This window comes from Mycobacterium shunyiense (genome assembly GCF_058270075.1).
Genome location: NZ_JBZDPU010000021.1, coordinates 1 through 12,153, shown reverse-complemented (window position 1 = coordinate 12,153; position 12,153 = coordinate 1). Strand labels below are relative to the sequence as shown.

Genomic DNA, 12,153 nt, shown 5'->3' with positions numbered 1-12,153 from the left:
GACCCTTCACGCTGCACGTGCGGGCACGGTCAGCCGACTTCATCGCCGGCGCTGTCCGTGGGCTCGTAGTTCACATACCCGGGCTCGCCGCGACCGACCTCGCCGTCGGCCGTTCGCCAAGCCTCAGAGCGGGGGACTCCGTGGGAGAGTTGCTGGAACACACGGGCGTTCCAGCGAGCCGACCGCAATAGTTCGGTGACGGGCCCGGCACTGTCGGGCGAAACGGACAGCCACGCGTCACAGGCAGGTTCGAGCGCGGAGACAACCTTCTCCCACCCATCAGCGATGGCTTCGTCGTGCGGTATTTCCCTAGCGATGGTGATTCCTCCTACCTAAGCCGGACTCTCGACGCTGTGGGTGGTGGTCGGTGGCCTGACGATTCGGACCTTGTCGCGATGCTCGATCGGAAGATCCGATGGGCCGGCGACATAGTCGGTGATCCAGATTGGGATGTGTCGATTCTGGCTCGGGTACCACTGCCGTCTCCAATGTCCGCGGACCACCCATCGGTGCGAATAGGTTCTGCCGGGCCCATCGTCACCGTTGCTGCGTGCTTGATGTTGCTTGACGTTGTAGCTCAGATAGGTGACGCGGTCAGTGCGGGTTCGCCGCCGCCTGCGTCGGTCCGTTCCAGGTGACTTGATGGACTGCACTTCCATGTTCGCGAGCGCCGTCTGGCGCGCCAGATGGCTGAGCGCGAAAAGCATGCTAATCGCATTATCCGGCCGGATGGATGTGTACTGGCCGTCATCTCCGAATGGTTTGATTACCGTGACGGCGCTGGGCGGTTCATCCGACATGGGGGCGCTGAGGGTGGCCTGTTCGAAGGGCTGAGGGATGTGGGTATCCGGATCGGAAAATCGGTCTTCGAGGATTCTGCGAATCCCTTTTGGTTCAGCGAGATTCGCAGATACGGTTCCTGTGCTGGTGGTCGCCCACCGGAGCAGCAACGGCTCGTGTCGGTCATAGAAGTATGCGATTCCAGATGGGCTGGGTAGATCCGATTCTGTCAGTGAGCTCTGAGTGATCTCGTTGCCGGCGGCACTTCTCACCAACGCCGACATCTCTTCGGTGCAGTAAATTGCGTGTCTGGCCTGTACGCTCCCGCTCGCTAAGACCTGCCCGAAATAGATTGCGCGCGTGGAGTGAAAGTCCGGCTGGTCGTCAGCGTTGTAGGCCCGGAAGCGCTCCGCCATTTCCTCTGGTGTCGTGTTCAGTTGTTCAGCTGTGTCCTTGAGTCGCTGAGACGGCTGATCGACCTCGCCCCTCGCGTATGCCCTCCAGTCCTCGTTGAGCAGATATCGTGGCTCCACGATCCTCAACGACTGTGCGGCATGGAGGGTCAATGCATCAAGCAACACGGGCACGCGTGCTGGCGTCAACGCATCGAGCATCATCTCCGCCCGTCGCATCAAACCCAGGTACTCGTTCTCAAGAGCCACTGATTTGCCGCTGGCCACCGGTCCCTCCCTCCACTACCGATGCGTGTTGACCATCGGTACTCCATCGGACGGGTACCTCCCTACGTGAGCCTGCGTTGCAGCCCAATCCGCCCCATGCGCCAGCGTCGCGAGAAATATACGGGCCATCCTCTGCTTCGTCCCCAGGCCATGACTCGTGGGTGGGCGTTTTGCCCGCTGGGCCACTCATAGTCGACATTCTTCCAGCCGGTGCCGACATGCCGACACCCTTTCGGGCGGCATTGGGTGAGCTTGACGGCTAGGGGTCGCGGACGGTGGGGTTCGTTCCGCGCTCGGCGTTGACAGGTGTGGGTGGATACCAACGCAGTTCGTAGTGCCAATCGATTCCCTGGGAACCGTGAGGGTTGCCCGTGACCCGTCCGGAGGCGTCGCGTTCGGCGATACGGACGCGGTGCCAGTGTGCCTTCCGGATGTGAGCGGGCCGGTGTCGGCCGCTGGGGGTTGTTGGCGCATGGTCGACGCGCGTGCGGTGTTCGGCGGTGTTTGCGGGTGGCCGCCGGTGCTGTCGCAAGGCCGCTCCGGTCCGCCAACCAAGGTTCCCGATTTGGGTGTGCTTGATCTGGTGTGGGCGGACGATGTGTTCGGTAGGCGGCCAGTCCAGATCGGTGTCAGTGGCAGCGGTGTAAAGCAGCAGAGACAGCGACAGCGTGATAAGCGTGGGAAGTTCCTGGCCTTGCGATTGTTCGAAGTCGGTAGCCATCGAGACTGAACGATCGATCAGCTCGGTCAGGGTGGTCTCGCCGTCGGCCAGCTCGCCGCGCAGTTGAAAGGTAATAGTTTGCAGGCGGGGCCGGGGATCGCCATCCTCTTTGAACACCCAGATGCAGCGCACGCCGTCGGCCCCAGGAACGTCCACGTAGTGGGTGAGCTGTGCACCGTCGAGCTGCCAGCGGTCTCCGCCCCCTCGCGCCGGGGAGGGCAGGTTGAGGCCGGGTGTGCCAGCGGCATCTACCGAGCGGATGCCTGTGGTGATCAAGCCGGTGTAGTGGCACATGCGGATGCCATCATGCAGAGACAGGGGCTCGGCCAAGCTGTAGGCGATGGCGTTGAAGGGGAACCGGTCGAGCCAATCGGGGACTAACTCGACGTCGGTTGCGAGTCGATGAGGGCGCCGGCGAAGTCGCCGTCCACACGCAGTACCACCGGGCTGGCATCCCATCTGGTCAACATCGCGGTGGTCGCGGCGCGCATCCATTGGCCCTCGGGTCCGCGTGTGCCGCCACCGCCAGCCCACATCCGCAGGGCTCCTACGACGTCGGCCGCGTCGTCGACTTTGATGTGTCGCTTACTTCGCCGGTCTAGTCGAGCGCGTTTCCCCATGGGGCTCATCCTGCACCCCTGCACCTCGCGGGGGACAGCGTTCAGATGCTTGCGTTCGGGCCACCCGGGAGGCGGGTTGAGCCGCGGATTCCGCTCAGCCACGTGATGCCACCGCAGCGACGCGTGAGCATGCTTGATGGGTATCAACTGGGCCGCGCGGTCCACGTTATCGTCGTGCAAATGACGTCTGATGACGACGCAGCCATGGCCCTGGGCCGAGCGGCGCACGCCAAACTTACCCATGCATTCGAGATCCGCGACCGTCTGCGCGACTTGCTCGCGGAACTCGGCGCCGTGGAGCGACCTGTCCGCCGCGAGGATAACGGCAGCAGCCGGACTCGAATGGTGCAAGCGCAATGGATTCTCGAAGCAGTGCCCGACTACACCGAAGCCGCCTTGCTGATGGGCGACTTCATCCACAACCTGCGCGCAGCAATGGATTATGCCGTATGGGCGGTCACGCCTGAGACAGTGCGCGAAGCCAGCCCGACGAAGGTGGCGTTTCCGTTGTATTCGAAACGAGGCCAGTGGACGGGCTGGTCAAAGGATCGTAAGAATTGGTACGGCGCAACGGTATTCGCCGTCTTGGAAAGCTACCAACCTCTCAATGCTGGTGAGCATCAGTTGCATCCGCTCCACATCCTGCAGTTCCTCTCGAACACCGACAAGCACAAGTTGCTCAATATCGTTGGTACCAGCCAGGTTGACCTCGGTGCGGTGACGGTCGTTCCGGAACCCGCTGGTGGTGTGAAGTCGTGGGTGAACACTGGAGTCGTCGAGGCCGGATCTGTACTGGCACGGATCGAATTCATGCGCCCCGACGAGCCACAATCCGTGACTTTGCAGCCGGTATTCGCCTACGAGCAAGTATTCAGGTACGTGGATCAGAACGGGGTAGAACACTGGCTAACCGTCGGCGAGGCGATGAACGCCATCGGCCCGCAGGTCGTCGAAGCCGTCGGATACCTGCTGTCCGCGCACGTCAAAGATTCCAAGAACAACTAGCGCTGTCAGCGGCGCCGTCGAACCCCCAGCACGCCGCGAAGATCGGCGCACCACCTTTCATCCGGTCGACCGCCAGTTGGATCGGGATTGCCGCCAGTTTGATTGAGAAGAAGCGACAACACCACCACCTACGACGACACGACGGTGGGCCCGACCATTATTAGTGCGCCTAACAATTAGCTAGGCTTACATAATATCCGTTATCGGAATGCATTGCTGCACAATATATTTGGTCTTAGGAAGCTGCCAGAGTTGGAAACCTCTAGCATGAATCTGCGCTTGCGTACGCTCAATGGTCGACGGCTGCTGAGCGGCCGTCAAAGTTCAAGAATGAACACGTCGGTCCTGGCCCCGGGCGGTACATCCGGTCGGCGCACACATCGCAATGGAACACGCGGTGAATCGTCCCGCAGGCGCAAGCCTGACTGCCCACCTGATACCGGCCGGGCGCGAGTCGATGCCCATTGCGGCAGAACGCCGGCGGCCCGGGCTCTACCCATCCGCCCCGCGTTCGCCGCAGGCCGCCATCGTCGCTCATATGTTCGAATTATGCGCGTCGGTGGCCACCTTGCCAAGCGTGGGCCTGGGCGATCAAACCGTCACCGTGACGGTTTGATCGCCCAGCCTCGGGGATGGCGACCAGCGCCCCGCGCGATCCGCGGCGACGACGAGCCGAGCGTTGCTCACAGCGCGGCCCGACTCGCAACTAGTTCAAGATCGGACACCTACTTCGTCCCGCACTTATTGAAGTTTGGAGTTGCCGGACGGGGAAAGGTGTCTGGCCAGGTTGTTTGGTCATCATAATGGACATTCGTCCATGCGGCCGAGTAAGTGCCGCTTTCACGGACGAACATTGCCTCGCGGAGCTGGGCCCTGCAGAGATTTACATTGGTGAAGTTAACTCCGTTTATATTAGCCCCAGAAAAATTGCTGCCGGAAAAGTTCGTGCCCGTGAAATCGGTTCTGGAAACGCGAATATTGGACATGTTCGCCCCGGAAAAATCGGAAACGTCGAGTCGTGCCTTCGCGAGATCTACGCCTGACATATTAGCGTTAACACCGGAGCTACGGGCTACGTAGGCGCCGTGCAGCGACGCATTCGAGAGATCTGCGCCGTCCAGCCGTGCTCCAAATAGATTCGACTCGTAAAGAATCGCGCCTGCGAGGTCCGAGTCGGTCATGTCGGCGTAGGCAAGATTCGTTGCGCTCAAGTTCGCGCCGGCCAGGTTCGATCGCGGAATGCGGACATTAGTGAGGCAGGTATTTGATAGGTCGATTGGGCTGCTTTCGTCACCACCGCGTTGGCCAAGAACATCCATGGCAGCCTGAACGTCTTCGGGCACCGTTGTGCCCTGGGGGCCTTCTTTGTCAAAGTAGCTTTTCTTGCACTTCTCTGAAAGAGGTGCGTGAGTTCTGACGTAGGCTGCCAATATCTTCGCAATCGTTTCTGAGTCTTGTTTGGAATCTTGCGCCAAACGTCCCAGCGCGTATATTCCGCCGAGTCGTATTTCTTGCTTTTCTGAGCCAATGTTTTGTATGGCATCGTTAAATCGACTCGTTACTTGCCCCTGTTCGGAGAGCGAGTATTGGTTTTGGGTTTCGCGCAGCGCTTTCCCGGAAAACCACAGCGCCGCGACAGCGGCTGCTGCGGTTAGTATGCCGGCTACTTTGGTCCAGCCGTCCCAGGCGATAACGTGGCCAAGGAGTATCCCGCCGCTCTTGAGCCACTTGACGGCGCGGCTCTTTAGAATCGCCTGCCGTGGTGAGGTCGGCGGAGGACCGCTCGGATTAGGACCAGACATGTCATGGGTCCGTCCGCTGTCTTATTCCTTGAGCTGCCGTGGAATTCATAGGACAAAGTATCGAACACAAGCTGCCAAGGAGCGAGGCAAATGAGAGGAGATCATGCGGTTCGTGCACGCTGCAGATAATGCGTGGATCGAACGCTACGCGTCAGACCAGGTGGCGCCGCGGTAGCTTTCTGGGCGGTACCGCAACGAGTAGTCGCCGACGCGCTCGATCCGATTCCCGCGCGGCCTGCGTTTCCCCTCGGCGGCTTCGTCCTCACAGCGCAATCCCGGGTGGCTCGTGCTCGTGGTCCCGCTCGATGTTCGGCTGACGCGTGCGGGCCTGTGCCGCGGCACTGAGGACCACTCGACTGTTGCCGATGACGTCGCGCGCCTGGGCGCGTTCCGAGTCTGTCAGGTCACCGTTGCCCGCAGCTTGGTGAGCGTGCGACACCGCCGCGCTCGCCAGCTCGCGCCGACGCAGCCGATCCGGTTCACGGCGTGCGCCGGCCAGCGCGGACTGAGCCTCGCGCAGCGCCGACCGCGCCACGATGGCGCGCGCCGACCGCGCCATCGTGGCAGCCCGGGCACGATCTGCTCTGCTCGCGCTTGGGTCCACCGCTACTTCTGTAGCGGTGTCCGCCGCCGATCTAGCGTACTGATTCTGCCTGCGCGGGTCAGCCTCCGACTGCGCTGTGCGCAAATCGCTTTCGGCGCTTCCGAGGGCATCCGACGTCGGTGCAGTCATAGGCCGGACGCTACGGAGCTGCCAGCGGTCAAGTCCACCACCAGAGCCAACTTCGCTTTCGATGAGTGATCGCCGAGTTTGAGAGTCGCTTGCATACAGGCCGCGTTGGGCGGTGGTCACGTCGAGCTGGCCTCGCGCGCACCTCGCCTCACTGTTTGCTAGCGCAGACTGCGATGGCATTGACGATGTTCCGTAATGCCTTGAACAGGAGGGCTATTAGATGCGTCGTTCAACTCAGTACAGACATATTTAGCATTGCTATGCGAAGGGATTGACGGTAATATGTTGCCTATAAGCAACATATTACGAGCCGAGGAGTTCACCATGGCAAGCCGATCCACGGAACTAAACCCCAGTCCCCCAGCGCTAGTCAGCCACACCATGATTCGCGTTCAAGGCGACCAAGACGGTGACATCAGTGTTCACCACGCTTGCACCCCTCACGCCTGGCTGCGAGTGCAGTGGGGTGGGATTCTGATGACGATGTTGTCGGCGCAAGCCATCCAAGGAGTGCTGGAGGCCTTCAGCACCGCCCGTACTGCAATGGCCATGCTTCCCCGCCAAATCCCGGCCCCCGAGCCCGCTGCTGCCGACCCGTTCGCGCTGCCCACTGTCGCCATCGACTGGCTTCGCCGCCCCGCCTACGCAGTGGTCCCACGCCAGGAGCTTTCCCGGGACCGCTCACGGCAAATCCGGTGGTTGGACCTTCACATGGGCCCTGTCACCTTCCAGGTGCTCGACCAGGCAGGGTGCCGCGGGGCGGTAGCGCTCCTGCGTACCGCCCACCACACCGGTATCCAGATTTTCCTGGATGGTCCCGAATTCGACCAGGACCCCACCCAGCCCGACTACACACCGCCCGCCAACACCTGATTTATCCACAGCCCCAACGCCGCCGGGCCCGTTTATCCACAACCACGGATAGCGGGCCCGGCGTTCGTCGTTTGACGCTGCACAATCGCTATCAAGCAGAACAGGCCATCAACGACTAAGGAGGCCCACCATGACCGTGCCCTGGTCCCTGAGCACTGCAAACCACAGGTCCGTCGACACGACGATCGGTGTAGCCCACGACCTGGAATCGGCGATCACGGCCACTCTCGCGGCCGCACACGACTCCATCGAGGCAGCCAGGGCATCGGCCGGGCCGGTCACCCGATACGAACTGCGCGCAGGCTCCGAGTTGGTCGCCATCATTCAGACTGGGGTCGACGAGCATGGGCAACCCGACCACGCCGAGACAGCAGCCCTCATCGCGCGCATCGCACTGCAGCAGCCTGTCAGCTCGGTACCGCAGTAAGCAGCTCTCCCGGGGTGACGCCAAGGCTTTGAGCAAGGTGCACCAGCACCACCACGGTGGGATTCTTGCGCCCGCCCTCGATGTGATTGAGGTGTGGCCGGCCGATCCCGGCACGTTGCGCGAGGTCGGCCTGCGTCAGGCCCACGCGGTGCCGGTGATCCCGGATAGCTGCACCCAGGGCGGCCAGGATCAACGAGCCGTCGTCGGCGGCGTCTGTGTCTGACATGCCAACCCCTTCCCAGCGTGGTTGCCCATAGGCTACACCGGGCCGGATTGGCAGTGCTTGTTCAGAACAGGACATCATCGGTCGTCGCCTCCTGCCACCAAGCATCGAAGCCCGCTCGTTCTTTGTCCTCGACCACCGCTGGACACACAACGTAGAAGTGCTCCAGGGCAGGCAACTCGGCGGTGCGTTCACGAATAACGTGGCGCACAATGCCGTCGGCCCGCACTTGCCGCCTCCCAGGCATCTCCATCAGAGCGCTGTGCATCTGTTGCCGGGTACCTCGTGCGGAAAGTCGCACCGAGCGCGCGGTGATCCCGCGTCCGTCGGGGCGTTTGGTCGACCTGCGCGTCAGTCGCCGCACCTCGTAGATTGCGTGTTCCTGGCCCTCGAGCATCGCCTCGAACTGGGCCTGGACGTCGGCGAGGTTAGCGTTTGCGATGAGGGCGGCCGCCGAGCTGCCCGCAATGAGCGTCTGCCGTTCGTTGAGGCTGCGCGCAACCTGCTCGAGGAACAGTGCTCGTATGGCGGCCTCGGGCTCGCGGCGATACCGCTCCACCACGGCCCGCTGGCCGGCCCGGTTTGTCATGGCGAAGACGCAGTAGCTGCAGGCTGACTTGGTCCACTGTCGATTCGCGGTGGTGGCGATGAAGTCCAAGCAGCGCTGGCGGTCCCAGTTCCAGTCCACCAATGGGTACCAGCCAACCCGTTGAGGGGTGTTAAACAGGGCATCCTTTGCCGCTCTGGCCTTTTCTTCGGCCTCGAAGCCCAACACATGCCGATACGGACGGCCCGCAGTGAGGCTGGCGATGACCGGTTCTAAGCAGCTCGCCTTCGCATGGATCGAGCAGATGCGGGTGCCCCCAACCTGGGGAAGTGTTCCGGCGGCAAGCATTTCGTCGGAGAGCTTGTAGCCGGTGGTGTGCAGCCGAGTGGGCTGTGTCGAGTCATCGAGGACCACGACGCCGCGCCCGCTGGCTGTGGTCTTGCGCTGTGACCGGCCTACCTGAATGAATCGCACGCGGCACCTGCGGATCTCGGGGAGCACGACCTCCTCCACGTCGCGCAACGTCTGGTCGAACTCGTCGCCTGTGTGGGCGGTGATGACGACCAGGTCTTTGAGGTCGAAGTCCCGGCTGGAGGGTTCGTTTAGCCAACGCAAGAGGATGGCTGTGGAGTCCACCCCCATGCCATAGCTCATGACCACTGCTGGGCCGCTTGTGGTTTCGGTCATCCCGGGAAGTTGATCGGTGCTCGTGTCCAAGGCGATCGCCTCCCTCTCCCTCGTATCAATGTGTTGCCTATAGGCTACATTAGGGTGTAGCCTATAGGCAACATACAAAGTTCCGGGGAAAGGGAAACCGATGCTGACAGTTATGGATTGGTTCTGCGGGGCCGGAGGTTCATCACAAGGTATGCACGCCGTACCTCACGTGCGGATCACCAAGGCTGCCAACCATTGGGACAAGGCCATCGAGTCGCACTCGGCCAACTTCCCCGATACCGATCACTACCTGGGCGATATCCGCGAGGCACCGGTGGCGAAATGGCCCGTCGCAGACATCTTCTGGGCCTCTCCCGAATGCCCGCAATGGTCAACTGCGCGAGGCAAGAAGCGCGACTTCGACACCACGCTGCAGGGCGACCTGTTCGACACCCCACGCGACGAAGAGGCCGACCGGTCCCGTGCCCTCATGGAGGAGGTGCCGATGTACCTGCGCGGTGTCATCGAGCGCGGAGGCCGGGTCCGCGCCGGAGTCGTCGAGAACGTCGTCGAAGTCCGGGCCTGGGATCAATGGGATCGCTGGATCGGTGAAATCCGCAGTCTGGGCTACCACACTCGCGTCATTGCCATCAATTCCATGCACGCCCAACCGGCCCGCACTCTGGCTGCCCCGCAGTCACGCGATCGGCTCTACGTTGCCTACTGGGACAAGGCGCTGCGCCGCGAACCCGACTGGGACAAGTGGCTTCGGCCCCGCGCCTACTGCGGCATGTGCCAGGAGTGGATCGACGCGATCCAGGTGTTCAAGAAGCCGGGCGTCGACATGGGCCGTTACCGCAGCCAGTACGTCTACCGCTGCCCGCATGTGTCCTGCCGCAACGCCATCGTAGAACCGCCGGCCATGCCCGCCGCCCAGGCGATCGACTGGTCCCTGCCCGGCGAACGCCTGGGTGACAAGCCGCTTCGCGAATTCAAGGACAAGACCACCGGCGAGATCTTCCTCGGCCCTCTGGCACCCAAGACCATCGCACGGATCAAGGCAGGGATTGACCGCTACTGGGGCCCGTCGGCGGTCGAGCCCTCCAATGGTCTGGCCGTCCCCATCGAGGGTCGTGACGGAAAAGCCGCCGCACCGATCGAGGCGCCGCTGCGAACCGCTACCACCCGCAACGAAACGGCACTGGTCGTCCCGTGCGGCGGAACCTGGCGAGACGCCGCCACGACGGCCGCTGCGCCGATGGCCACCCGCACCACCCGCGAATGCGACGCCGTCGCCTTCCGGCCCTTCGTCACCCAGTTCCGCGACCGCACACGCCATCTGGACCCCGCCACCGATCCTCTCAACACCATTGTCGCCGACGGCGCCAGCCACGCCCTGGTGCAGTCCACTGCCTTCATCACCGAACTGCGGGGAGGTTCCAGCGACGCTCGCTCGGTGCGCGATCCACTGGCGACGATCACGGCGTCGGGAAACCACCACGGCCTGATCACCAGCTACTACGGCAACGGAGGCACCCGAAGTGTCGCCGAAGCGATGGGCACCGTCACCACAACCGACCGACACGCATTGCTCATGCGCAACAACGGCATCCGTGGCGGCCACGCCGCCCGCCACACCACCCCCATCGGTGAGCCGGTCCGCACCATCACCACCTCCGGCCACCAGTCCCTGCTGTCGGCTCACTCGCTTCCCGTCGAGCTCGACGACGTGCTATTCCGCATGCTTGAACCCCACGAGGTTGGCCGTGCGATGGCCTTCGGCGGAAATTACGTGGTCCTGGGCAACAAGCGTCAGCGAGTCCGCCAGTACGGCAACGCCGTCACTCCCCCAGTCGCCGAAATCATCGTCTCCGCACTCGTCGAGGCAATCACCGGCGAGGACATCGAGCGCTGGCCCCTCAGCCTCGCAGCCTAACCACGGCCAGACCCACCCAGACGGGGCCCGCCACACCACAACGCAACGTGGCGGGCCCTCCCCCAACACAATTCAGGAGTAGCACCCATGTCCGAACAACTCGCCATCGACTTCGACCCCGAAGCCACCGCCGCCCGAATCGCCGCCGAGGAGCAACTGGACGCGGCCTACACGCAACTGGTCGAACAGCTTGACGTGACCGAGGCGCAAGCCCGTGAACACGGCCTATGGCTCACCCCCAGCGACCAAGGCCACCTCACCGTGCTCGTGTGCCCCGCCTGCGGCCAGTACGAGGCCAACGAGTTCCTGATTGGCAACAACCACGGCCTACACCGGGAATACCTGCACCAGCGCGATGACGGAGCATGGGTAACGACCGGCCGCGAGTACGGACGCGAGTGGTGCGTGGCGCTCGACCTCACCAGCCGCCACCTCGCCGGCAACTACCAGCTCAGCGAGCACCAGACACACATGCTGCAACGCCTGCGGCCCGACGTGCGCACCCGATTCGATCGAGCAGTCGCCGAGTCGCGCCACCGCATCGCCGAACGCCGCCGCAGACAAGAGCTTTGAGCCGTCCGTAGGCCCGGGGCCACGACAACCCCCTGGTCAGGCTTCACCCGACGCATTCCGCATTGCTCGTATCCACGTCAAAAACCCGTGCAATTCACCTAGTGCGAATTGTAAAACGCAATTCCTAGTGTCCGTTTCCCGTCACCATTATTCCGCTGCGATGAATGGCCAATATTGCGCGAATAATATTGCCTATAACGGTTGCTGTTGGTGTGCGCAGCTATTAAAATCGAGAATATCGAACGAGCCATTCCCGGTCTAAATGGAGAGAGCGAAATGAACGCCACCACATCGGTAACCGTCTACACCAAGCCCGCATGCGTGCAGTGCACCGCCACCTACAAGGCGCTGGAAAAACAGGGCATCGCCTTCGAGAAGGTCGACATCACCGTCGACACCGAGGCCCGTGACTACGTCATGGCGCTCGGCTACCTGCAGGCCCCGGTTGTGGTGGCCGGCGACGAGCACTGGTCGGGTTTCCGGCCGGATCGGATCAAGGCGGTCCAGAAAGATGCGACATTTGCATCAAATGCATCATAGGTAGATCTTGACCAATGACTGTTCTAGCAGGTCAAC

General features: G+C 62.5%; 13 protein-coding genes. 6 read left to right on the top strand and 7 right to left on the bottom strand.

The window, feature by feature from the left end; translation table 11 throughout:
* Positions 1 to 332: 332 nt before the first annotated feature.
* The 3 genes from AC4ELH_RS23960 to AC4ELH_RS23950 all read right to left on the bottom strand — a co-directional run bounded on the left by AC4ELH_RS23960 (position 333) and on the right by AC4ELH_RS23950 (position 2,801).
* The gene (locus tag AC4ELH_RS23960; RefSeq protein ID WP_498887117.1) at positions 333 to 1,460 is read right to left on the bottom strand and encodes a hypothetical protein; all 1,128 of its coding nucleotides are present in this window, start codon (positions 1,458 to 1,460) and stop codon (positions 333 to 335) included.
* A 259-nt stretch (positions 1,461 to 1,719) separates the two neighbouring features.
* Positions 1,720 to 2,475 (bottom strand): AcrVA2 family anti-CRISPR protein, encoded by a 756-nt coding sequence (locus AC4ELH_RS23955; RefSeq protein ID WP_498887115.1) that lies wholly within the window; start codon positions 2,473 to 2,475, stop codon positions 1,720 to 1,722.
* Positions 2,476 to 2,558: 83 nt separating this feature from the next.
* A complete protein-coding gene (locus AC4ELH_RS23950; protein ID WP_498887113.1) occupies positions 2,559 to 2,801 on the bottom strand; it encodes a hypothetical protein in 243 nt (80 codons plus the stop codon).
* A gap of 180 nt (positions 2,802 to 2,981) precedes the next feature.
* Here AC4ELH_RS23950 and AC4ELH_RS23945 point away from each other — a divergent pair, with 180 nt between their 5' ends.
* Positions 2,982 to 3,806, top strand: coding sequence for a hypothetical protein (locus AC4ELH_RS23945; RefSeq protein ID WP_498887111.1), 825 nt, complete (start codon positions 2,982 to 2,984; stop codon positions 3,804 to 3,806).
* Positions 3,807 to 4,531: 725 nt separating this feature from the next.
* Here AC4ELH_RS23945 and AC4ELH_RS23940 read toward each other — a convergent pair.
* Entirely contained in the window at positions 4,532 to 5,608 is a 1,077-nt protein-coding gene (locus tag AC4ELH_RS23940) for a pentapeptide repeat-containing protein (protein WP_498887109.1), read from the bottom strand.
* Positions 5,609 to 5,870: 262 nt separating this feature from the next.
* Positions 5,871 to 6,167, bottom strand: a complete 297-nt coding sequence (locus AC4ELH_RS23935; RefSeq protein WP_498887107.1) for a hypothetical protein — start codon at positions 6,165 to 6,167, stop codon at positions 5,871 to 5,873.
* Positions 6,168 to 6,818: 651 nt separating this feature from the next.
* Between AC4ELH_RS23935 and AC4ELH_RS23930 the strand changes: the two genes are divergently transcribed.
* Positions 6,819 to 7,214 carry a hypothetical protein gene (locus tag AC4ELH_RS23930; protein WP_498887105.1) on the top strand — a complete coding sequence of 132 codons (396 nt, stop codon included), beginning with the start codon at positions 6,819 to 6,821 and terminating at the stop codon, positions 7,212 to 7,214.
* 130 nt (positions 7,215 to 7,344) lie between these two features.
* The gene (locus tag AC4ELH_RS23925; RefSeq protein ID WP_498887103.1) at positions 7,345 to 7,641 is read left to right on the top strand and encodes a hypothetical protein; all 297 of its coding nucleotides are present in this window, start codon (positions 7,345 to 7,347) and stop codon (positions 7,639 to 7,641) included.
* On the opposite strand, the gene AC4ELH_RS23920 is transcribed toward AC4ELH_RS23925, so the two are convergent.
* Entirely contained in the window at positions 7,622 to 7,867 is a 246-nt protein-coding gene (locus AC4ELH_RS23920) for a helix-turn-helix domain-containing protein (RefSeq protein WP_498887101.1), read from the bottom strand. The genes AC4ELH_RS23925 and AC4ELH_RS23920 overlap by 20 nt on opposite strands.
* Before the next feature lie 61 nt (positions 7,868 to 7,928).
* On the bottom strand, positions 7,929 to 9,098 hold the full coding sequence (locus AC4ELH_RS23915; RefSeq protein ID WP_498887100.1) for a hypothetical protein: 1,170 nt from the start codon (positions 9,096 to 9,098) through the stop codon (positions 7,929 to 7,931).
* Between the two features lie 130 nt (positions 9,099 to 9,228).
* Here AC4ELH_RS23915 and AC4ELH_RS23910 point away from each other — a divergent pair, with 130 nt between their 5' ends.
* The 3 genes from AC4ELH_RS23910 to nrdH all read left to right on the top strand — a co-directional run bounded on the left by AC4ELH_RS23910 (position 9,229) and on the right by nrdH (position 12,117).
* Entirely contained in the window at positions 9,229 to 11,004 is a 1,776-nt protein-coding gene (locus AC4ELH_RS23910) for a DNA cytosine methyltransferase (protein ID WP_498887098.1), read from the top strand.
* A gap of 87 nt (positions 11,005 to 11,091) precedes the next feature.
* Entirely contained in the window at positions 11,092 to 11,577 is a 486-nt protein-coding gene (locus AC4ELH_RS23905; protein ID WP_498887096.1) for a hypothetical protein, read from the top strand.
* 276 nt (positions 11,578 to 11,853) lie between these two features.
* A complete protein-coding gene (gene nrdH / locus AC4ELH_RS23900; RefSeq protein ID WP_498887095.1) occupies positions 11,854 to 12,117 on the top strand; it encodes a glutaredoxin-like protein NrdH in 264 nt (87 codons plus the stop codon).
* The last annotated feature ends 36 nt before the right edge of the window (positions 12,118 to 12,153 follow it).